This window comes from Embleya sp. AB8 (assembly GCF_049739465.1).
Taxonomy (GTDB): Bacteria; Actinomycetota; Actinomycetes; order Streptomycetales; family Streptomycetaceae; genus Embleya.
Window position 1 is genome coordinate 381,444 of sequence record NZ_JBMHHY010000002.1, and the last position, 22,592, is coordinate 404,035.

Annotated in this window: 14 protein-coding genes, 1 tRNA gene and 1 pseudogene; 8 read left to right on the forward strand and 8 right to left on the reverse strand. The window is 72.8% G+C overall.

Features of this window, described 5'->3' with window-relative positions; genetic code table 11:
• Positions 1-45: 45 nt before the first annotated feature.
• Positions 46-2,175 (forward strand): hypothetical protein, encoded by a 2,130-nt coding sequence (locus ABIA38_RS04725; protein ID WP_424637104.1) that lies wholly within the window; start codon positions 46-48, stop codon positions 2,173-2,175.
• Here ABIA38_RS04725 and ABIA38_RS04730 read toward each other — a convergent pair.
• Entirely contained in the window at positions 2,108-3,583 is a 1,476-nt protein-coding gene (locus ABIA38_RS04730; RefSeq protein ID WP_424637105.1) for a hypothetical protein, read from the reverse strand. The genes ABIA38_RS04725 and ABIA38_RS04730 overlap by 68 nt on opposite strands.
• Positions 3,584-3,632: 49 nt before the next feature.
• Positions 3,633-4,394, reverse strand: coding sequence for a glycosyltransferase family 2 protein (locus tag ABIA38_RS04735; RefSeq protein ID WP_424637106.1), 762 nt, complete (start codon positions 4,392-4,394; stop codon positions 3,633-3,635).
• A gap of 498 nt (positions 4,395-4,892) precedes the next feature.
• Between ABIA38_RS04735 and ABIA38_RS04740 the strand changes: the two genes are divergently transcribed.
• Together ABIA38_RS04740 and ABIA38_RS04745 are read left to right on the forward strand one after the other, a co-directional pair.
• Positions 4,893-5,546: a bifunctional DNA primase/polymerase gene (locus ABIA38_RS04740; protein WP_424637185.1), complete on the forward strand. Its 654-nt coding sequence runs from the start codon at positions 4,893-4,895 to the stop codon at positions 5,544-5,546.
• 179 nt (positions 5,547-5,725) lie between these two features.
• Positions 5,726-6,349: a hypothetical protein gene (locus tag ABIA38_RS04745; RefSeq protein WP_424637107.1), complete on the forward strand. Its 624-nt coding sequence runs from the start codon at positions 5,726-5,728 to the stop codon at positions 6,347-6,349.
• Between the two features lie 335 nt (positions 6,350-6,684).
• Here ABIA38_RS04745 and ABIA38_RS04750 read toward each other — a convergent pair whose 3' ends face one another.
• The gene (locus ABIA38_RS04750; protein ID WP_424637108.1) at positions 6,685-8,922 is read right to left on the reverse strand and encodes an MMPL family transporter; all 2,238 of its coding nucleotides are present in this window, start codon (positions 8,920-8,922) and stop codon (positions 6,685-6,687) included.
• 158 nt (positions 8,923-9,080) lie between these two features.
• On the opposite strand from ABIA38_RS04750, the gene ABIA38_RS04755 reads away from it, so the two are divergent.
• Positions 9,081-9,824: a response regulator transcription factor gene (locus ABIA38_RS04755; RefSeq protein ID WP_424637109.1), complete on the forward strand. Its 744-nt coding sequence runs from the start codon at positions 9,081-9,083 to the stop codon at positions 9,822-9,824.
• 119 nt (positions 9,825-9,943) lie between these two features.
• Positions 9,944-11,500, forward strand: a complete 1,557-nt coding sequence (locus tag ABIA38_RS04760) for a sensor histidine kinase (protein WP_424637110.1) — start codon at positions 9,944-9,946, stop codon at positions 11,498-11,500.
• A gap of 182 nt (positions 11,501-11,682) precedes the next feature.
• Here ABIA38_RS04760 and ABIA38_RS04765 read toward each other — a convergent pair whose 3' ends face one another.
• The 3 genes from ABIA38_RS04765 to ABIA38_RS04775 all read right to left on the reverse strand — a co-directional run bounded on the left by ABIA38_RS04765 (position 11,683) and on the right by ABIA38_RS04775 (position 14,445).
• The gene (locus ABIA38_RS04765) at positions 11,683-12,654 is read right to left on the reverse strand and encodes a DUF5926 family protein (protein ID WP_424637111.1); all 972 of its coding nucleotides are present in this window, start codon (positions 12,652-12,654) and stop codon (positions 11,683-11,685) included.
• 192 nt (positions 12,655-12,846) lie between these two features.
• A complete protein-coding gene (locus ABIA38_RS04770; protein WP_424637186.1) occupies positions 12,847-13,320 on the reverse strand; it encodes an ATP-binding protein in 474 nt (157 codons plus the stop codon).
• A gap of 201 nt (positions 13,321-13,521) precedes the next feature.
• Complete coding sequence (locus tag ABIA38_RS04775; protein ID WP_424637112.1) at positions 13,522-14,445, reverse strand: glycerophosphodiester phosphodiesterase; 924 nt, start codon at positions 14,443-14,445, stop codon at positions 13,522-13,524.
• Between the two features lie 429 nt (positions 14,446-14,874).
• Here ABIA38_RS04775 and ABIA38_RS04780 point away from each other — a divergent pair, with 429 nt between their 5' ends.
• Positions 14,875-16,434, forward strand: coding sequence for a trypsin-like peptidase domain-containing protein (locus ABIA38_RS04780; RefSeq protein ID WP_424637113.1), 1,560 nt, complete (start codon positions 14,875-14,877; stop codon positions 16,432-16,434).
• Between the two features lie 102 nt (positions 16,435-16,536).
• Positions 16,537-16,625 (forward strand) — tRNA-Ser (locus ABIA38_RS04785).
• Between the two features lie 204 nt (positions 16,626-16,829).
• On the opposite strand, the pseudogene ABIA38_RS04790 reads toward ABIA38_RS04785, so the two are convergent.
• Together ABIA38_RS04790 and ABIA38_RS04795 are read right to left on the reverse strand one after the other, a co-directional pair.
• A pseudogene (locus ABIA38_RS04790) lies at positions 16,830-16,937 on the reverse strand (hypothetical protein); the annotation flags it as partial.
• Between the two features lie 973 nt (positions 16,938-17,910).
• Entirely contained in the window at positions 17,911-21,381 is a 3,471-nt protein-coding gene (locus ABIA38_RS04795; protein ID WP_424637114.1) for a BTAD domain-containing putative transcriptional regulator, read from the reverse strand.
• A 208-nt stretch (positions 21,382-21,589) separates the two neighbouring features.
• Here ABIA38_RS04795 and ABIA38_RS04800 point away from each other — a divergent pair, with 208 nt between their 5' ends.
• Positions 21,590-22,504, forward strand: coding sequence for a TIGR03619 family F420-dependent LLM class oxidoreductase (locus tag ABIA38_RS04800; protein WP_424637115.1), 915 nt, complete (start codon positions 21,590-21,592; stop codon positions 22,502-22,504).
• Positions 22,505-22,592: the final 88 nt, after the last annotated feature.

The window sequence follows — 22,592 nt, forward strand, 5'->3', positions numbered from 1 at the left end:
GATCATCCGTCCGATGTCGCCGCGTATGTCTAGGAGCAGGCACCCGTGATCGCTCGCCCCCTCCGGTTGCTGCTCGCCGTGCTCGCGGCGCTGGTCGCGCTTTCCGCGTTGCCCGCGCCGGCCGGTGCCGCGCCTGCCCGCGCGGCCGGCGCCGACCATGTCGTGCTGCTCGGGATCCCGGGCCTGACCTGGGCCGACATCGACGCCCGGGGCACTCCCGGGCTGACCGCGCTGGCCGGGCGCGCGACGTCCGCGGCGATGTCGGTGCGTACCGTGCATCCGCGTGCCTGCCCAGTCGACGGATGGCTCACCGTGGGTGCGGGCGCGCGCTCCACCGACAACCGGACCAGTGCCGCGAGCGCCGAGCCGTGCGCCGAACCGCTGCCGCCGACGATCGCCGCGGACGGCTCGGCGACCGTGCCGAACATGCGCAGGATCGTCGAGCGCAACGACGACTTCGGCTACAGCCCCGGGTTCGGCCGACTCGCCGCCTCGGTCGCCGAGCACGGCCGGGTGGTCACCGCGGTGGGCCCCGGCGCCGGCTACGCGAGCGCCGATCCGACCGGCCGGGTGCGGGCCGGCTACCTGCCGGACCCGGCCGCCGTGGACACCGCGCTGCTCGAGCGCTCCGCGCTGACCCTGGTCGACCTCGGTGGCCTGACCGGCCCCGGTGTGGACCGCGCCGAACGGCTGCGCGCGGTGGACGCCCAGGTGACCCGGATCGCCGCCGCCCTGCCGCCGCGCAGCCAACTCGTGGTGGCCGGCCTCGCCGACGACACCGGCACCCCGCATCTGCGCGCGCTGTTGGTCGCCGGCCCCGGGACCGCGGCCGGGAGCACGTTCGAATCCGGCTACCTGACCGCGACCTCGACCCGCGACGACGGCATGGTCCAGCTCACCGACCTGACCCCGAGCCTGCTCGCGCCGCTGGGCATCGATCCGCCGAGCGAGCTGGTCGGCGCGGTGTACACCCGCGCGGCCGGCCCCTCCGGGCAGCGCACGATCGACGAACTGCGCCTGTTCGACGTGGGTGCCCAGGCGTCCCGGAAGGTGCGCGAGGCCTGGTACTTCTTCACCTGGATCACCCTGCTGCCGCCGGCCTGCGCGGCGATCGCACTGGGCCTGGCGGTCCGGTTCGGCCGGCACGGTCGGACCCGGGCCCGGCGCGTGGTGATGGACACCACCAAGGGGATCGGGGTGTTCTTCGGCGCCGTCCCGGGCGGGTCCTTCCTGGTCGGCCTGGTGCCCTGGGAGCAGGCGGGCGACCCGGCGTGGGCGCTGCTCGGCCTCACCGTCGCGTTCGCCGCCGCCTTGGCCGCCCTAGCCCTGCTCGGCCCGTGGCGCCGGCATCCGTACGGTCCGACCGTTGTGGTCGCCGCGGTCACCGCGGTGCTCCTGGCCGCCGACGTGATGGTCGGCTCACCGCTGCAGATGAACACCCTGTTCGGCCTGTCTCCGCTGGTCGCGGGCCGGTTCTACGGCTTCGGCAACGTCGCCTGGACGATCTTCGCGATGGCCGTCGTGCTCGCGGTCGCGTGGCCGGTGGCGCACCTGCTCGCGGTCGGCCGGCGCCGCACGGCGGTCGCGGTGCTCGCGGTGGTCGGCGCGGTGGCGGTGGTGGCCGACGGCTGGCCCGCCTTCGGCAGCGACTTCGGCGGTGTGCTCGCGCTGATCCCGGGCCTGGCGGTGCTCGGCTTCCTGCTCACCCGGACCCGGATCTCCTGGGCCCGGGTCGCCCTGGTCGGGGCCGGCGCGGTGCTGGTGATCGGCACCATCGCCGTGCTCGACTGGCGGCGCCCGGCGGCGAGCCGCTCGCATCTGGGCCGATTCGTCCAGGAGTTGGTCGACGGCGCGGCCGGGGACACGCTCTATCGCAAGGTGATGGGCAATCTGCACTCCTTCACCTCGCCCTTCACGCTGCTCATCCCGGTCGTGTTCGTGCTGATCGTGCTGGTCGTGCGCAACCCGGAGAAGTGGCGCGCGCCGGCCCTGGCCCGGGCCTTCGCGGCGGTGCCGTGGTTGCGCCCGACGCTGATCGCGTGCTGGGTGACCGCGGTGGTCGGCTACGCGGCGAACGACTCCGGCATCCAGATCCCGGCGGTCTCGCTCACGATCGCGGCACCGCTGGCGATCGCGGTGATCGCGGCCGTGCAGGCCCGCCTGCCCGCAGACTGACCAGCACCACCGCGCCCAGGAGCGCCGCGCCCGCCCACGGGCCGACGGTGGCCCGCAGGGTGTGCTGGAGGGAATCCACCGAGTCCGGCAGCGGGACCTCCCGGCCGGGGATGTACGCACACACCAGGACCGTGCTGCGGGCCAGCAGCAGTCCGTCCAGCGCGGACGGGGCCAGCAGCACCAGCGGCGCCCATGCGGCCACGTCGTACCAGGGCAGGCTGTAGGGCGTGGTCAACAACCAGGCCAGGACGAGCAGCGCGGCGGCGGCGGCACTGTCGCGCGCGACCCGATCGAGCGCGACGGGCCGGGCCCGGGCGGCGGTCCGGGCCAGCAACCACACCACCAGCACGGCCAGCAGCCAGCCGAGCAGGCCGATCAGGGTGCGTGCGGTGTCGTGCCCGAACGCCGACTCCATCGGCTTGAGCACCAGCCGCAGCGGAACCGCGAGCGAGACCAGCCTGCTGTTCTCGCGCAGCTGATCGAACGCGCCGAAGCCGACCGGCAGATAGGTCGCGACGCCGACCGCGAGCGCAGAGCCGAGCAGTGTGCCGAGCGCCCGCGGCCGTCCGCGCAGCCCCCAGGCCAGGGCCAGTACGTACAGCCCCAGGGAGATCTTCGTCGCGCACGCCAGACCGACCAGCACGCCGGCGAGCGCGGGGGAACGGCGTACCGCGGCCAGCGCGCCGACCGCGAACACCAGGGCGAATGCGTCCAGATGCCCGGCGCCCACCGCCACGAACAGCAGCAGCGGATTGAGCGACCACAGGATCGCCACCCGGGCCCGAGCCGGGCGATCCGGCCCGGCCACCCGCTGGAGCAGCAGCCCGGTCAGCACGAACGCGAGCGCGCCGAGCAGGGTCAGCACGAGCACGATCGTGTGCACCGACGAGCCGCCCAGGCGCGCCGCGAACCACTCCTGAGCGGTGCCCACCGGCCCGTACACGGACGGCACATCGGTCCACGGCGCCTCCACCGCGGCCCCGACCGGATCCCCCTGCCGGACCAGCGTCGCCGCGGTGTCCCGGTAGGGATCGCCGCCGGTGGCCGCGAGTCGCCCGTACGCGGCGTAGACCAGATGATCGGCCGAGCCCATCGGCGGCACGCACACCACCGCGAGCGCGGCCACCACCCCGGCGACGGTCAACCGCCCCGGATCCGGCGCCCAACCGCGCCCCAGTTCGCGCATCGCCAACCCGAGCCCGAGTGCGCCGAGCAGCGCCGCCGCGAGCAACAGCCCGGTGACCAGACCCGCACTCGGATGCGCGGAGAAGCGGTACGGCGGCAGCCAGGACGGCCCGCCGGGCAGCGGCGGCTGGGCCGCCGAGGGCCCGAGCAACCCGGTCAGTACGACCAGCGCGAGTGCGAGCGCGAGCAGGCCGAGTGCGGCGTACCCAAACGGATGTTCCACGTGAAACATCGACTCGGACCGCGCCGGAGTGCGCCGGCGCGTCACCGAATCAGCCACGACCGCGAATCGCCCCGGGCAGCGCCCCCGCCGCGCCCCGCTCGGCCAACGCCCGTGCGACATGCGCGTATTGCCGGGCCCGGTGGCGCTGCGCGGCCAGGTCCGTGCCGGTCACCCGGTGATGCAGCTCGACCTCGACCTCCTCGACCGCGAATCCGCCGCGGACCAGATCGATGGTCAACCCGGTCTCCACCCCGAAGCCCGCCGCCAGCGGCAACGCCGCCTCGAACGCCTCGCGGGTCAGGCAGCGCTGTCCGGAAAGCGGCTGCGTCGCGGTGAACCCGCAGGCCCGGGCGATCCCGTCGCGCGCGGCCCGCACCACGAACCCGTGCCCGCCGCCGGCCCGCAGCTGCGGGGGCAATACCGCGATGGTCATCGCCGCCCGGCCGGCCCGCACCGGCTCGATCAGCGGCCCGGCGGCGCCCGCCGTCCGCTCCAGATCGGCGTCCAGGAACAGCAGGTGGCGCGGCGCCGTGCGGCCCTCGCGCAGGTCGATCGCGGCGACCACGGCGGCGCCGGTCTCCATCGCGCCGGCCTTGCCGCGATTGCGCCCGTGTCGGACCGGCACGGCGCCCGCCGCGCGGGCCCGCGCCCCGGTGTCGTCCGTCGAACCGTCGTCCACCACCACCACAAGATCCACGCCCGCAATCGAGCGCGCTGCCAGGGCCGTGGCCGAGATCCGCCGTGCCTCGTCGTATGCCGGGATCACCACGGCCGTGTCGCCGGTCGGTGTGCCGGTCGTGTGCTCCGCCATGGGCGTGATCCTACGAGCCGACCCGGATGCCGGCCGGTTCCACCCGTACTGCCCAACGACGCGGCGCGGCGGCGTGAAGGTCCGCGAGGATGCGGGTACAACGGAAGGGAGCCACATCGCGGGTACGCTTCGGGACCCTGTGATCGCGGTCTCGTGACATCTGCGGAACCTCCGAGGGCCGGCCGTTCGTCGTCCTCGGTGAGGAGTGCTGGAACAGGCGCGGTGTCGAATCGGACGCGGTGTCGGCCCAGGCAGAGACCAACAGACCCAACCGCAGCGCAAACCGCAGCAACGGATGGCACAACGGTCCGCTCGGGAGTTCCCATCTCCCGCCCGAGGTCCGATTCGCGAGGGCAACACCCGTACCGGGCGCCGTAATTCGCCACCCCTGCGCCACCTCGCGCCATGTGCCGCCAAGCGGCCTCGTCATGGTCGGCTGCGGAGTACCTGAGTATCACGCATAGTGCTTCCACCTTCACGGAAAGGAACGAGCGCATGCTGCGCGAGATCCTCGGAAGACGACGGAGGGAACGCACCGCACTGATGTCGGCAGTGCTGACGTGTGCGAGATGGCGCTGGCCCGTGGTTCCCGGCGTCGGATACGACCGCTGGTCGGGCGTGTGTCGTTGTGGTGCGACCGATTGCCGCGTGCCGGGCGCCCATCCGGGTGAACCTCCCCTGCTCGCGGCCACCTGTGACGAGCGGATGGCGCGCTGGTGGTGGCAACAGACTCCGGACGCGTCGGTGATCCTGGCGACGGGTGTTCGGGTGGCGGCGCTCAGCGTGCCGTCGGAGGCCGGTGCCCGCTCGTTGGACCAACTCGCCCGGCTCGGCGTACGCACCGGTCCGGTCGTCGCCGCGCCGGGCCGATACGCGTTCCTGGTCGAGCCGTACGAATTGGGCGAACTCGGCGAGTTGCTGGACCGATACGGCCTGGACCGGTACGGCACGGTGCCCTCGTCGCTGCGCTTCCACGGCGACGGGGGATATCTCGCACTGCCCCCGTCCCGGGTGCAGGGGGGCCAGTTGCGCTGGGCCCGACCACCGGCGCCGGCCGCCGATCCGACCGCCGGCGGGCCATGGTTGCCGGCGGTGGCCGACCTGGTGCGAACGCTCGTGGACACCTGCCAACACGCCGAGCCCCGGGCCTGATTCGAGGCGCGCCGGCACCCGATGCGGTAACCGTTGTGGCGTAACCGCAACATGTGGTGATCGCTGCGCGTAGTGGCGGCGCGATAGGCTCGGCGCGCCGATCATTCCGGCCCCGTTCCACCCCCTGATCTCCCTTTCGGGGAGCGGGTGGAAGGGGGCTTCGCGCGCTAGGAGACACCATGCAGCGCCCACGCACGGGTCACGTCCGCACAGTGGCCCTGGGCGCGGTCGTGGGCCTGTGCCTGATCGTTCCGCTCGCCGCCGCGTCCGCGGACTCGGCGGGTCCGGACAAGGGCCGCCACACCGCCGACTCGGGGCCGACCACCCGCCCGAGTGCCGCCAAGGCGGCCGAGTTCGGCAACGGGGTCGGCGACGGCGATCGTTCCGGTTCGGCCGGGCTGCTCGACCTGATCGGTGCGAAGCCCGCCGCGAAGTCCTCGGCGGCGCCCACCGGTTCGCCCGCCGCCGGCACGGAGAGTGTGTGCGGCAAGGCGATCGACGGCCCCGGCGGGGTCCGGGCCCAGACGTGTGTCGAGCGCGACGGCTCCGAGGTGTGGGGCCGGGTCTACTACAAAAACCCAACGCCCGACCCGCTGTTGCTGGTAATGAGCGTGCTCCAGCCGGGCGGCAGCACGCTGCGGGTGACCTGCACGGTGGACGCCAAGGACACGCAGGGCCGCTGCGACAGCCCGCGGGTGCGTGCGCCCAAGGGCCTGGACGGCTGGTCGGCGGTGGCCGAACTCGCCGCCAAGGACGGCCTGAACAAGCTGCTGCGGGCCGGCTCGGCGACCGCTCAGCGGTGACGCGCGAGGCGGGTCGGCGCCTTTTGGAAAAGCATCGATACGTGGCCGAAAAAAGCCCGGAAACTCGGGAGAGCAGCCCGAAAAACGACCGGAAAAGCCGGGCGCGAAATCGGGAAAAGGCCCCGGATAACTGAAAGGCCCGGCCGCTGAAGACGGGGGATGCATCAGCGGCCGAGCTGGGTCAAAGGTAACAACAAGCCGGCGGATCTCCAATCCGGGGCACGCCGACCATCGCCTCGGACCGATTCCGCGCGCCCGTTCCCGGGCGCGCGGCCGGTTTTCGTCGGTGCCGCGAGCCGGGCGCCGAGCAGGCCGATTCCGCTGGTCCCGACCCGCTACCGGCTGGGCGTCAACACCTTCTCCGCACTGTCCCCGGCGGCATCGGGCGAGCCGGGGACGGGCCGGTCGGGCGGGTCCACCGCCACATGCGGCAGCCGCCGGTCCAGCCACCCGGGCAGCCACCAGTTGGCCCGGCCGAGGATGTGCATCACGGCGGGGACGAGCAACATGCGCAGGATGAACGCGTCCAGCGCGACCGCGCCCGCCAGACCCAGACCCGCCATCATGGCGCCGCGGTCGCCGCTGAGCACGAACGAGCTGAACACGAAGATCATGATGAGCGCGGCCGAGTTGATCACCCGCCCGGTCCCGGCCTGGCCCACGCGTACCGCCCGGGCGTTGTCGTGCGTGTGCAGCCACTCCTCATGCATCCGGCTGACCAGGAAGACCTGGTAGTCCATCGAGAGCCCGAACAACATCGGCAGCATGATCACCGGCAGGAAGGAGACGATCGGTCCCTCCTTGCCGAGCCCCAGCAGATCCAGGCCCCAGCCCCACTGGAACAACGCGACCAGCAGGCCGAACGACGCGCACGCGGCGATCAGGTTCATCAGCGCGGCGGTCAGCGGCACCAGCAGGCTGCGGAACGCGATCAGCATCAGCAGCGCGCCCAGTCCGACGATCAGCGTGATGAAGCCCGGCATCCGGTCGCCGACCACGGCGGCGAAGTCCTTCTGCAGCGCGGTCTCGCCGCCGATGTGGACCTTCAGCGTGCTGCCCTTGGCGGCGGCGGGGACGATCTTGTCGCGCAATCGGTCGATCAGCTTGTCGGTGGCCTCGGCCTGCGGGGACGTCGTGGGCACGATCTGCACGACCCGGGTCGCGGCGGCGAGGCCGCGGGCGTCGGCGGGCACCGGGATCTCGACCGCGTGCACCACCCCGGGGGTGTGGCCGACCTCGGCGATCAGGGTGTCCAGCGCCTGCCGGTCCTGCGGGCCGGGCAACTCGGCGACCATCAGCAGCGGGCCGTTGAAGCCGGGACCGAAGCCCTCGGCGAGCATGTCGTACGCCCGCCGGATGGTCTGCGAAGTCGGCTGGTTGCCCTGATCGTTGGCGCCCAGGCGGAGCGACAGGGTCGGGATCGACAGCAGCCCCATGACCACCAGTGCGACCAGGCCCAGGGTGCGGGGCCGGCGCTGCACCATGCGGGCCCAGCGCAGCGCGGCGCGCCCGGCCTCTTCGTTCCACGCGGTGCCGGCGGCGGATCGCGCGGCCAGTTCCCGGCGTTCGCGGCGGCTGAGCACGCGCGGGCCGAGCAAGCCGAGCAGCGCGGGCAGCAGGGTGGCGGACGCGAGCACGGTGAGCACCACGACGAGCGTGGTGCTGATCGCGATTCCGTCGAACAGGGCGATGTCGACGGTGAACAGCGCGAGCAGCGCGATGCACACGGTGCCGCCGGCGAACAGGACGGCCCGGCCGGAGGTGTCCAGCGCCCGTACCGCGGCCTGTTCGGGAGTCAGGCCCGCCTTGAGGCCGTTGCGATGCCGGGTGACGATGAACAGGGCGTAGTCGATACCCACGCCGAGCCCGATCAGGCTGCCGATGAGCGTCGCGGTCTCGGGGATGTCGGTGACGTGGCTGAGCAGGATCACCGTCGAGATCCCGGTGCCGACCGCGAACACCCCGCTGATCAGCGGGAGCAGCATGGCGAACAGCGAGCCGAAGGCGAGGAAGAGGATGACGCCCGCCGCGACGACGCCGACGAGCTCGGCGCGCCCGGCCGGGGCTTCCTGGGCGGACTCGATCGCGGGGCCGCCGAGTTCGACCCGCAGTCCGGGGGCGCGCGCCTGCTCGGCGCGGTCGATCAGGTGCCTGACATTCTTCTTGTCCAGCTCGAACTGCTGCTTGACGAAGGTCACCTGGGCGAACGCGGTGTGGCCGTCGGCGCTGACCTGCGCGGCGCCGTCCGGCTCGTACGGGCCGAGCACGCCGCCGACGTCGGGCATCCGGGCGATGTCGGCGAGCAGCGCGGTCATCCGGTCGTGTACCGCCGGATCGCGCACGGTGCCGCGCTCGGTCCGCCACACGATGTTGTCCACGTCGCCGGCCGCGTCGGGGAACGCCTTCTGCAGGCGCTCGTAGGCGGACGACGACTCGGTCCCGGGGATCTTGAACACGTTGGAGTACGCGGTGCCCGCCGTCACGCTCGCCGCGACGGTGCCGAACAGCGCGGCCACCCATACCAGGAGCACCGCCAACCGATGGTTGAGGCACCATCTCGCCCAAGCCGCCATGGTCGCTTCCTTCCTCGTGCGGGCCTCGCGGCCCGGTCGTGCGTCTTCGGGCCAGACTCGGTCGGCGCCGGGGGCGGTGCGGCAGCCGGCCGGCGGACTCACAGGAAGCTCACAAGCTGTCCCCCGAAGTTCCGCAACTTCACCCGGATACTGGGGAGATGAGCAGCAGTCAGCCACGCGCGGGCGCCACCGTCCTGGTCGTCGAGGACGAGCCGAGCATCACCGACGTCCTGGCCATCACCCTGCGGTTCCACGGCTTCGAGGTGGTCACCGCGGCCGGCGTGCACGAGGCCCTCGAGGTCGCCCGCAGGGTGCGGCCCGACGCCGTACTCCTGGACATCTCGCTCCCGGACGGCGACGGACGCCAGGTGTGCCGCGTGCTGCGCGCCGAACGGCCGGACCTCGCGGTGGTGTTCCTCACCGCCCGCGATGCGCCCGCGGACGTGGTCAAGGGGCTCACCCTCGGCGGCGACGACTACATCACCAAGCCGTTCAACGTGGACGAGTTGGTCGCACGTACGCGCGCGGTGTTGCGGCGCACCAGGCCGACGCCGGAGGAGACCGCGCCGCCGGCCCCGCGTCCGCCCGTACTGCGGCACGGCGACCTGGAGTTGGACGAGGCGACGTACACGGCGCGCCGAGGCGGGCACGGCGTGGAGTTGACCCCGACCGAGTTCGCCCTGCTGCGCCACCTGATCCGGCACGCCGACCGGATCGTGCCCAAGGAGCAACTGCTGCGCGAGGTATGGCGCTACGAGCACGCCGTGGAGTCGACGGTGGTGGAGACGTACATCAGCTATCTGCGCCGCAAGCTCGACCCGCTGGTGCCGGACGGGCCGCCGCTGATCACCACGCGGCGCGGTGTCGGGTACGGGCTTCGGGCGGCGGGCCGCGGGGCGTGAGCGGCGGACGCGCGCAACGGAGCGACGCGGGTGCGCCGGGCAGGTCGGTCCGCCGACTGGAGCAAATCCGCCGGAAGTTCCCGTGCACGCTGGTGCGGCAGCGTCCGCACATCGTCGCCATGCGGGCGAAGCTGGCGTTGAGCAGCATCGCGGTGCTCGCGATCGGGCTGGCGCTGCTGATCTGGTTCAGCATGATGGGGGTTCGGCACTACCTGGAATCGGGCGTCGACAGCGACTTGACCGCAGGCCGGGTCGCCATCGAGCGGGCCGACATCACCCGCGCGCAGTTGTCCGAGCTGGGCCCGACCGCGAACCTGCGCGACGTGCTGATGTCGGCCGGGCTGCACGGCAAGACCTTCGTGCTGGTCGACTCGCAGGCCATCGCTCTGCCGATCGGTGACCGGGCGCCGGACGCCCTGCAACGCGCGTTGGCCGCGGTGTTCCGGGACCCGCACGGCAGGCCGCCGCACGCCGAGCCGCGCGGCGTCTCGCTGGCGGGAGACGACTACCGGGCCGTCGCGGCGCGTCTCGGCGACGGCCACTACATCCTGCTCGCGCGCTCGACCGAGGACGTCAACGGCGTGGTCGACAACGTCGTCGACTTCGAACTGCTGGTCGGTGGCGCGCTGTTGGTGCTCCTCGGCGCGTTCATCTACTTCGGCGCCCGGTGGCGGCTGCGGCCGTTGGAGGACATGGTCGAGACCGCGTCGGGCATTGCCGAGGGTGGTCCGGACCGGCCCGATCTGTCGGCGCGCGTGGCGCCGCGCAAGCGGTCGTTCAGCGAGGTCGAGCAGCTGCGCACCGCGTTGAACGCGATGTTGCAGCAGGTGGAATCGGCGTTCGAGATTCGCGAACACGCGGCGACGCACCTCAAGCGGTTCGTCGCCGACGCGTCGCATGAGCTGCGGACGCCGTTGGCGGCCATTCGCGGCTACCTGCAGCTGTACGAGAAAGGCATGCTGGCGTCGGAGGAGGAGCGCACGCGGGCTCTGGCTCGGATGGGGGCCGAGGCCGAGCGGATGGCCCGCCTCGTCGACGAACTGTTGGCGCTGGCGCGGCTGGACCAGCGCCCGCAGTTGTTGCCGCAGGCGATCGACCTGGTCGGTGTGCTGCGCGGGGCGGTCGCCGACCTGCGTGCGCAGCAGCCGGCCCGGCGGGTGCACGCGGATCTGCCGGACGTGTGTGTGGTGTCGGCCGACGAGGCGACGCTGAACCAGATCGTCGGCAATCTGCTGGCCAACGTGCGGGCGCACACGCCGGTGTCGGCGGACGTGCACGTGTCGGTGTCGGTCTCCGAGGCGGCGGGTGACGGTGGGGAGCGGCGGGTCGTGCTGCGGGTGCGGGACGAGGGACCGGGCCTGGGCGCGCGGGATGCCGAGCGCATCTTCGACCGCTTCTTCCGGGCCGCGCGGGAGCACGGCGGGCCCGGTGCGGCGGGCGGTGGTTCGGCCACCGGCAGCGGGCTCGGCATGGCCATCGTGCTGGCGGGGGTGGTCGCGAATCGGGGTGAGGTGCGGGTCGAGACCGAACCGGGGGCGGGCCTGACCGTCGTCGTCGAGCTGCCGGCGGCAGCCGCCGACGCGCTGCGGCACGCCGGTGCGGCGGAGGGGACGAACGGCGCGGTTCCCGACCCGCGACCACCCTCGCTGGTGTCCCGGACTCCCGACTCTCGTTAGTGCCGGGCCCGCGACAGGCCCGGTGCGCCGGACTTGACTCGGGGTGCTCGTGGCCGGCCGGGGCGTGCGGAACGGGCGGATGCTCGGTGGTCGGCGAGTGCCCGGGTCGGCCGTGGGTGCGGCCGACCCGGGCGATCCACGTCGGTGCGGGTCGGGTCGGCCGGCGCCGCCCTGGTGTCGCCCTAGTTCAGCGTGATCTGCCGGTTCAGCAGCCCGTTGCGGGCGCTGCGCTGACGCGGCGTCAGCGGGCTGGTGTCGGCCATCGCCGCAGCGAGCCGTTCACCGAACTCGCGGGCCGGCTTCTCCACGTCCTCGGCGCTCATCGTGGTCGGCAGGTCCCACACCGGCACGAGCAGCCCGTGGGCGCGGAACGAGCCGACGAAGCGGGTGCCCTCGCCCAGGCTCGACTCGCCGGCCGCGTGCAGCCGGGCGATCGCGTCGAGCAACTCCTCCTCGGCGTACGGCATCACCCAGCGCAGGTGGTTCTTCTCGGTGGTGCCGCACCAGTACGCGGCGTCCACCGAGGTCAGCCGTACGGTCGGCATCGCCGCCGCGTTGGCCCGCTCCAGCGACGCGCTCACCTCGGCGTTCATCGCGGCCGGGTCGTCCACCCAGAAGTCGAAGCCCTGGTGGACGGTGATCTCCAGCGGCTTGGACAGGTCGAGCAGGTCCTGGAGCCGGTCGCCGGACTCGGGCAGCGGGCCCGGGGCGACCGAGGTGCCGTCCTCCTGGTCGAGCGCGCGCTCCAGCGCGTGCGCCAGATCCCGGCTGACGTCGCCGGAGCTGGTGTGCGTCTGCAGGCCGACCAGGATGGTGCCGTCGGCGCGGCGCAACGCGGGCCAGGCCATCGGCAGCACGGTCGCCAGCGTGACGGTCTGCTCGGCGTGCGCGCCGGTCAGCGTCAACCGCGCGGTGGCGGCCGGGACCAGCTCGCGCAGCGCGATCCAGTCGCACTCGTTCGGGAGCCCCTGGAAGGGACGCAGGACGAGCGTCTCGGCGGCGGAGGCCGCCTCGCGCCCGTGACACGCCTTGTACCGGCGGCCCGAGTTGCACGGGCACGGCTCGCGACCGCCGACGGCCGGGACGGATCCCGTGACGGCTGCGGTCTGGGTCTTGTTGCCGGTGTGGCCCTTCAGCGCGGCCTTCTTGCCCATGCTGCGGTCTCTCCGCCTCGGTGTCGGGGGATGGTGGTCGACGACTCACCAGGTCCGAGGGTACTGAGTTCCGCGGGCCCGGGTCGCCGCCCGAACGTGCGCACGGGTGGGGCGGGCCGGTGCGGGGGAGGCGTTGCCCGGGGCGCCGCGCGGGCGGGGGCGGCGGGGGCGATGGGGCTTCGCGGCGCGGGTTCAGTCGAGCGGGTCCACGGCGTCCAGGTCGAACTCGTCCCACAGTCGGTCGGCGGCGCGCGACTCGATCGGGATCAGGGCCCACACGGTGACCTCGTCCGGCGTGCCGCGCACACCCCAGTCGGCGGCGAGGGTGCCGATGATGGACAGTCCCCGGCCGCCGTGCGCGCTCAGCGAGGGGCTGGCCTGCCGGGGGCGGGTGGAGCTGCCGCCGTCGGTGACCTCGATGGCGAGCAGTCCGTCGGGACGCACCCACCACGCGGCCCGGACGTTGCCGGACGGCAGCGCGCGGGCGTGCCGCAGCGCGTTGCTCAACAATTCGGAAAGGATCAGCACCGCGTCGTCCGCGACGTCACCGGCGATGCCGCGTTCGTCGAGGTCGCCGGCCAGGCGGTGCCGAGCCGCGGACACCCCGACCGGAGCGTGCGGTACCAACACCGCCGCGGAATCGGGCACCCCACGGGCCACGACCATTGCCACCCCCGGCCTCCTTAGTGCACACGCCTGCCTCGCGCACATGTCTCGCGCGTCGGGCTTGAGATGCCCGATGCCGACGGACCGGAAACGGCGGTGCGCCACGCGCTCCGACGCGCACAGGGGCGTGCCGGGGGATGCGATCCTGCCAAGTCGGATATAACGGCTCGAAAGGCTACCAGCGTACGCCCCCTAATGGGGCTAACCGGACACCTGGGCCAATACCTGTCGTGGCCGATTCGTGATGATGGCGTCCACGCCGAGCCGCAGGCACAGTTCGACGTCCTCGGGGGTGTCCACGGTCCACACGTGCACCCGGTGGCCGGCCCGGTGCAGGCGCGCGACATAGCGCGGATGGGCGCGGACGATGTCGATGCTCGGGCCGGCGATGCGCACCTCGCGCGGCAGCGTGCCGTCGCGGAACAGCAGCGGGACGTGCTCCATCAGGAACACCGTGGGCAACTCGGGCGCCAGCAGCCGCATCCGACGCAGGGACAGCTGGGAGAAGCTCATCACCCGGACCAGCGACGGGTCCTCGCCGCCGGGCCGGGACAGGCCGAACCGGTCGAGCAGGTCGACCAGGCGACGCTCGACCAGACCCGCGTACCGGGTGGGGTGTTTGGTCTCGATCGCCAGGCGCACCGTGCGCGGCGCGTCGACGACGAGTTCGAGCAGGCGCTCCAGGGTCAGTACGGAGGTGCGGTCCCAGTCGGGGGCCTCGGGCTCCTCCGGGTGTACGCGGTCGACGCCGGTTTTCTCGCCCGACTCCTGGCCGGACTCCTCGCCCGACTCCTGGCCGGACTCCTCGCCCGACTCCTCGCCGGACTCCTGGCCGGACTCCTGGCCGGATTCCTTCCAGGAGCCGAAGTCGAGCGCCGACAACTCGGCGAGTTCCAGCGTCGAGACGATGCCGCTGCCGTTGGAGGTGCGATCGACCCGGCGGTCGTGGACGCACACCAGATGGCCGTCGGCGGTCAGTCGGACATCGCATTCGAGTGCGTCGGCGCCGTCCTCGATGGCCTGTTTGTAGGCCGCGAGCGTGTGTTCGGGGACGGTGTCGGACGCGCCTCGATGGGCGACGACCTGCACGTTGGCGCGCAGTGGGCGCGCCCCGGTGGTGGACACGGAACAATCGTGCCATCCCGAGGTGAGCACCGGGTGACGGCAGGGTGTCCGCCGTGTCCGCCGGCGGCGCGGGCCGCGCGGGACCCCTCGGTGGGGTGGCGCGGGGTCGGCGATACGGTCCTTTCGGCGCCCTGGTGCAGGCCGTCGAGCGGCGGTTTCCGACGTCTCCCGCTGCGGATTGCGCGGATTGCGCGGATTTCGCGGATCTCGCGGATCTCGCGGATCTCGCGGATCTCGCGGATCTCGCGGATCTCGCGGATCTCGCGGATTTTCGGCTCGCGCTCGCCTCGGCGTACGGGGTGCGACCTGCGCGGATAACCCCGGGATAAGCGGGACGGGGGAACCGACCGCCCGGTGCTTACGGTGTTCAGACAGGGCGTCGGGGAGTCTGTGACCACCAACGATTCCGAAGTGTGTGGGAGGAAGACCGTGAGCGACGACCGCGACGTGACCGGCGGCGAAGTCGGTTCACCGGTGCCGGGGGAGGGCCACGGATCGTCTCCCGCCACACCAGCACGATCCGAGTCGGCCGAGCCGGTGGTTCGGGCCGAGGCCGAGGAGCCGGAATTCCGGTCCGGCGCGGCCGAGCGTGAGGTGCGCTCGGAGGTGCCGGCCAAGCCGGTGCAGGCGCCGACCATCGGGCAGCCGCACGGCGAGGCGACGCCGGTCGCGCCGGTGACCGCGCCGCTGCCGCCGGTGGGCGAGCCGGGCGCCGAGGTGCCCGCCGCGTTCGCGGCCGGACCGGCCGCGGGGGCTGCGGGGGGCGCGGGGGTGCCGCCGTTCGGGACCACCGGCGCCTACCCCGGCTACCCGGGCTACCCGGGATTCGCGGCGCCGCCGAAGCCGCGGCGCAAGCCGTCCGGGATCCTGGTCGCGGCCGTGCTGGCCGCGCTGCTCGCCGGTGGCGTCGGCGGCGGCGTGGGCGCGTGGATCGTGGACAAGGACGACAAGCCGGCCTCGGCGGGCGTCAGCCCGTCCTCCTCGCCGGTGGATCCGGCCTCGCTGAACCGCTCGCCCACGAGCGTGGCGGGCATCGCCAAGCAGGCGGTGCCCAGCACCGTGACGATCAAGACCAAGGGCAAGGTGTCCGGCCAGGGCACCGAGACCGGCACCGGCGCCGGCTTCATCTACGACCGGCAGGGCCACATCCTCACCAACAACCACGTGGTCTCGCTGGCCGCCGCCGGTGGCGACCTGAGCGTGACCTTCTCCGACGGCACCACCAAGCCGGCCAAGATCGTCGGCCGCGCCCAGGGCTACGACCTCGCGGTGATCAAGGTCGACGACATGCCCGCGAACGTGCAGCCGATGCCGCTGGGGGACAACGACAAGATCGCGGTCGGCGACCCGGTGATCGCGATCGGCGCGCCGTTCACCCTCTCCAACACGGTGACCACGGGCATCGTGAGCGCCAAGGACCGCCCGGTGGCCTCCGGCGACCAGCAGCAGGTCTCGTACATGAACGCGATCCAGACCGACGCGGCGATCAACCCCGGCAACTCCGGCGGCCCCCTGCTGAACGCGTCGGGCGAGGTGATCGGGATCAACTCGGCAATCCGCTCGACCGGTGGCGGCGGCCAGTCGCCGTTCGGCCAGCAGCAGGAGTCCGGCAGCATCGGCCTCGGCTTCGCGATCCCGATCAACCAGGCCCGGTGGGTCGCGGACACCCTGATCCAGGGCAACAAGCCGGTCTACGCGCAGATGGGCATCCTGCCCGACTCGCGCTACACCGGCACCGGCGCGCAGATCGTCGCACAGAGCACCAACGGCCAGGACCCGGTCACCGCGAACGGCCCGGCGGCCAAGGCGGGCCTGAAGCCCGGCGACGTGATCACCAAGCTCAACAACCGCCCGATCGGTTCCTACGAGGACCTGTTCAGCGAGATCTGGAGCCACCACCCCGGCGACAAGGTGAAGGTCACCTACCAACGCGACGGCAAGGAAGCCGGCACCGACGTCACCCTGGGCCAGCGCGTCGGCGACAACTGACCCACCTCCCGCCGCCGAACCCACCGGCCCCGAATCCCCAGTGATCCGCCGCATCGCTCATGAGAGACTGATGCCGCCCGCACCCGACCCGGTCGCGGCGCTGGAGGACTCGCCTAGTGGCCGATGGCGGCAGTCTTGAAAACTGCTAACAGGGGTGACTCTGTTCGTGGGTTCGAATCCCACGTCCTCCGCTGACCTGCAAGGTTGTCGGTGGACAGTACCGCCGGTGTCTCACCAGGGCTCGTAAGTGAGCCCGAAGTGAGCCCGGCGGTACTTGCGTTGGCCCTGGGAACGAGCCGCGCGGCGGCTCCGGCGGCGGCTCGCGCCACCTCGGGCAGCACGCTCGTATAGATGTCTGCGGTGATCGCGATCGTGGAGTGGCCGAGCATTTCCTTGATCGTGTTCAGGTCGGCACCGCCGGCGTGGGCGAGCGTCGCGGCCACATGCCGAAGATCGTGCAGCCGAATCGGCGGAAGGCCGGTGCGCCCGCAGCGCAGACACACAGCCGTCGTCGAGCGGGGTGGTGCGCGACCCGGCTTCGCTCTTCGGCGTCGAGACCTCGATCACGGTCCCGTACTGAACGATTTGCTGGGACACCGTCAGCTCGGCGCGATCGAGATCGATGTCCGTCCAGGGCTGCCCGCACGCTTCGCCACGGCGAAGCCCTCGGAACGCGATCGTGTGGAACAAGGCGTACATGCGGTGCCCGGCCGCGTGATCGAGGAAGGCCCCGGGGACCATCCCCGCGTGCGCGGGGAGCAGCCGGAAGAGCTCGTCGAGACCAACACCCGCACGGGACCATCCCCGCGTGCGCGGGGAGCAGTCTCGATGACCTGCGGGTTTAGTTCCCGGGGAGTGCGGTTGCGACCAGTTTCATTGAATCGGTCATTAGCTCTTTTTCTCTTCTTTTAGTGCAAATGCGGCATGCGCGGTCATGCCCGCAGCATCCGCGTCGCCGGCAGCACTGACGGCCAAGGTTCAATGGACCCCGTGGTCGACCATCACGACCTTAGCTGCGGTCATGATCTCGCGACGATGTCGCTCGTCCAACTCGCTGCCGGCCAGTTTTCGCGATGGGCGTGTGATTACCCAGCGCCACCCGACGCCTCGTATCGCTTGAGTCCATCGGTGCGAAGCCCGTTTCCAGCCGGCACCCTACTCCGGGTGTGCCCGAGGTGTGCCCGGATGCTTGCGAACCGGGTCCCGGAGCTACGTACCGGACGTCATACGCACGTCCTCTGACCAGGGAAAAGGCGTACGGCGCGGCACCGTTGGGGCCGCGCCGTACCGTGCGTCACACGGGGGCTGAGACTTGAAAACTGCTAACAGGGGTGACTCTGTTCGTGGGTTCGAATCCCACGTCCTCCGCAGGGAGCGGTTGTGCGGTACGAGTACGCAGGTGGGCGGCGGTTCCCGGAGTGGTTCGGGGGCCGCCGTCCGGCTTTGTCGGGCTTGGGCGGGCGGGGCGGCGCGGGCTCAGAGGTGGGGTGGCTTCGGTTGGTGCTGTGCCTTGGTTCGGGCGGCTTGGGCGGCCTGGGTCCAGTGGGGGGAGTTCCACTTTCGGGCGATGTGTTCGGCGTGGGCGAAGTGCTCCTCGGCCTCCTCCGGGCGGTTCAGCAGGAGGGCCAGTTCGCCGAGGGACTGGGCCACTGGGCGCAGCGGGACCGAGAGGGTGATGGCGCCGGCCACGACGTCGCGGAGCGGGAGGAGTTGCCGGTACGTTTCGGCGGCGGCCTCGTGGTCGGCCAGGGCGACGGCCGCCATCGCGCGCAGGGCGGTGAAGTGGGAGAACATGAAGTCCCGGCGGATCGGGGCGCGTTCGGCGAACACCTCGCGGGCTCGGGCGGTTCGGCCGGCGGCGAGCAGGGTCAGGGTCAGCAGGTCGGCCGCCGTGGGCCGGTAGCGCTCCCACAGGGCCGACATCTGCGGCAACGCCTCGGCGAGTCGGCCCTGTTGCAGCCGCAGGCACAGGGTGAGGGCGACGCCGTTGTCCTCGGCCTGCAGGGTGCCCTGGCCGCGTAGCGCCTCGACGGCCTCGGCGAGTGCCTGTTCGGCGGCCGGGAAGCGGCCCTCGGCCATCGCGGTCATCGCGTGTCGGAAGCGGCCGATCGTACTCGCGCCGCCGAGCTCGTAGGTCTGTGCGAGCTCCTCCGCCCGGGCGCAGTGCTCGTGCAGCGCGGGCACGTCGTTGCGGGTGGCGGCCGCGGTCGCGGCGGTGTGGGCGGCCATCCACGCGTGCTCGGGCCAGTCGTGTTCCTCGGCGAGTGCAGCCAACTCGCGGCTGAGCTCCATCCGTTCGTCGTGCGCCTGCTCGAAGACGGTCAGCCGGGCCAGCGAGGCGAGGGTGAGCGCGAGCAGTTGCGGCTCGCCCACCTCGCGGGCCCGGGCCAACGCCCGGCGGGCGGTGTGTTCGGCGCGGCCGTCGGCGGTGTCCAGGGCGCCGGCGAGCTGGTCCAGGAGCAGACACCGGGTACGCGGGGCCAGGGACGGGAGCGCGAGCAGCCGGGTCAGATCGGCCTCGGCCACCGTGTCGGTGCTGCCGTACGGCCGGGTGATCCAGGGGGTCGGCTCGGTCCACGAGGTGTACGCCTCGATCATCAGGTCGTCGCGAGCGTAGGCCCGGGTCAGCTCGACCGCCCGGTGGCGGGCCCGCTGGGCGGCGCCGGTCGCGCCGAGCCGAATCCGGCAGTGCACCAGTCGGCCGAGCAGTGACACCTCCAGGCCGACCGGGTCCGTTCCGGTGAACGCGCCGCGATGCCGCTCCAGGCAGTCCAGGGCCTCGATCAGCAGGCGCTCCCCCACCTCCGGGGCATGTCGCCGGATGGCCTGTTCGGCCGCGCGACGCGCGTAGGCCACGGCGGACACCGCGTCGGTCGCGGAGACCGCGCACGCCTCCAGGAAGTGGTGGGCGATCGCGGCGACATCGCCGGCGCCGCCGGCCACCAGGCTGTGACCGAGCCGGGAGTGCATCCGGGCGCGGCGCAGCCGGGTCAGGTCCGCTTCGAGCGCGTCGCGGATCAGCGCGTGGCTGAACCGGACCAGGCCCGGGCGGGGTTCGCCGAGCAGGCCGGCCGCGAGCCCCGCGTCCAGCGCGTCCAGTACGCCGTCCTCGTCGGTGTCGGCGGCGGCGACCAGGACATCCACCGGGGTCTGCCGGCCGGATACCGCCATCAGGCGCAGTACCGCCGCGTGGGCCGGGTTCAGCCGGGCCAGCCGGCGCCGGACCACGTCCACCACGCCCTGCGGGACCTGGGCCAGCGCGGCCGCCTCGCCCTCCTCGGCCACCAGGCGGGAGATCTCGCGCAGATAGAAGGGGTTGCCCTCGGTGCGTTCGATCAGCGCGGCTGCGGTGTGCTCGCCGATCGGCATCGGGCAGGCCTCGGCCAACAGCCGCTCGGCATGTTCCGCGGCCAGGCCACGCAGGGCCAGCCGGGCCGGGTCCAGCCGGGCGAGGCGGGCCAGCGCGCCGGTCAGGTCGCCCTCGTCGGGGCGGTAGGCGGCGACCAGCAGCACGGGTGCGCGCCGCAGCCGCTCGGCGCACAGTACGAAGAGTTCGACGGTCTCCTGGTCCGCCCGATGCAGGTCGTCCAGGAGCAGGGCGAGCGGCCGTCCGGCGGCGATGGTCGCCAGCCAGGCGGGCAGCGCGCGGTGCAGCCGGAACCGACCGGTGTGGTCGGACCCGGAGTCCTCGGCGCCGGTCGACGGTTCGGCGCCCGCGGTCAGCAGCGGCGCGAGGTCGGCGGCGTACGGCCCGGGCGGCGCCGCGGCGGACAACGTGTGCACCAGGTCGAGCCAGGCCCAGCCCGGCGGGACACCATCCGTCTCCGGGCAGTGTCCGGTGGCCACCAACCAGCCCTGCTCCGGCAGTTGGCGCTCCAGCAGGTCCAGCACACTGGACTTGCCGATGCCCGCTTCGCCGGACAGGAGCAGTACGCGCGAGTGGCCGGCGCGTGCCCGGGCCACGGTGTCGGTCAGCGCCACCACCTCGGCCTGCCGACCGAGCAACGGGCCCGCGGTCAGCGTCAGCGTCATCGGCTCGGCCGGCCGACCCGGCAGCGGCCCGGCCGCCGGCGCGGTCCGCGCGAGTGCGGACGGGCCGGTGGGTGCGGACGGGCCGGTGGGCGTGCGCAGGTCGGCGGGCGCGGGCGGGCCGGCGGGCGCCGCCGGCAACTCCCGGTGCAGGACCTCGTGCCGCTGCCGCAGCACCGCCTGCTCCAACTCGGCGAGCCGAGGCCCCGGATCGATACCCAGTTCCTCGTTCAGCACGGATCGGGCCCGGCGCAGCGCGGCCAGCGCCTCGCCCGGCCGGCCGCCGCCCCACAGCGCCAGGGCCAACAGCCGCCAGCCCTCCTCGCGCAGCGGCTGCTCGCGGGTGAGCGCCTCGGCGTCCAGGGCCGCCGCGCCCGGATCGCCGCCGAGCAGTCGAGCGGAGGCCAGCATCTCCCGAGCGGTGTGCCGCAGTTCGCCGAGCCGGGCGCTCTCGTCGGCGGCCCACGACTCGTCGGTGAACTCGGCGTACGCGGCGCCCGACCAGTGCCGCAGTGCCGACTCGAGTCGCCGGGCGGCCTCGGCGGGGGCGGTGGGCAGGAGTTCCCGTAGGTACTCCACCTCGCGCTCGAACTGCCAGGCGTCGACGGTATGCTCCCCGGCCGCGAGGCGCAGCGCGTAGCCCGGCGGCGCGCTGACCAGCAGACGTGCGGGAGTACGCGGGGGGCGGTCGGGTTCCAGCACACGACGCAGCCGGGCGATGTAGGTCTGGAGGGAAGCGGTGGCCCGGGGCGGCGGGTCGCCCTGCCACAGCCGGTCGACGAGCCGCTCGGCGGGCACCACGTCGCCCCGCGCGAGCAACAGCAGGGCGAGCAACCGGCGGGCCAGCGGGCCGCCGACCTCCGCCTGCCGTGCCTCGACCTCGACGGTGAGTGGGCCCAGTACGCCGATCTTCACCATGATCGAGGCAGCCTAGCGCCGCGCCCTCGGCTCCCGCCGAGGTGCCGGTGGGCTCCCGCCGAGGTGCCCGTGAGGTGCCGATACGGTGCTCATGAGACCTGCAAGCAGATTGCAAGTGTGCTGCCGGCGCGGTGTGCAGACTCGGTGGTCCGGCGGCTGCGTCACTTCGAGGCCGCGACACCTGTCCGGAAAGAGCAAGGAACGTTTCGTGCGCATCGGTTTCGCAGTCCCCCAGTTCGGCGCGTTCGCCGATCCGGATCTCGTGCTCGACATCAGTCGTGCGCTCGAGGACCTGGGCTACGACAGTCTGTGGGTCGGGGACCGCATCCTCGGCCCGATCCGGCCCAGCGACCCCTATCCGGGCCGGGACGGGGTGATGCCCGAGCAGTTCGTCACCCACCTGGACCCGCTGCTCACCCTGACCCTGGCCGCGACCGCCACCGAACGGGTGCGGCTCGGCAGCAGCACCCTCAATGCGCTGTGGCAGCCACCCGTACTGCTCGCCCGCACGCTGACCACCCTGGACCTGCTCAGCCACGGGCGCCTGGATGTGGGCATCGGCCTCGGCTGGTTGCGCGACGAGTACACCGCGGTCGGCGTGCCGTGGGAGGACCGCGGCGGGCGTCTGGAGGAGACGCTCGACGTGCTGGAGGCGGTCTGGGGTTCGGATCCGGTGGCGCATCAGGGACGGTACTGGACGATTCCGCCGTCCCGGATCGGCCGCAAGCCGGTCCAGCGTCCGCGCCCGCCGCTGCTCCTGGGCGGCTTCAGCCCGGCGGCCCTGGAGCGGGTCGGGCGGCGCGCCGACGGCTGGTTGGCGGGGGCGATGCCGCTGCCGTACCTGACCGGCCTGTGGGGTCTGGCCACCAAGGCGGCGCAGGAGGCGGGGCGGGACCCGGGGCAACTGCGCCTGGTGGTCCGGGTGAACCCGACCGTCACCGCGTCCCGCACCGATCCGGCGCATGCGCACCAGCGCGGCACGGTCGGCCAGATCTGCGACTACCTGCGCTCCACCGAGGCGGCGGGGGCGGACGAGGTCTTCGTCGACGCCCAGCTGACCACCTCCTCGCCGGCCGAGTTCCTGGATCTGGCCGAGGAATTCATCACCACCCTGCGCGGCTGATCCGGGTTCGGGCCGCATCCCGGCGGCGTACGGCTTCGCGGCCCGACCCCGACCGTGCGGCCGAAAAAGTAGGCTGATCGGTATGCCC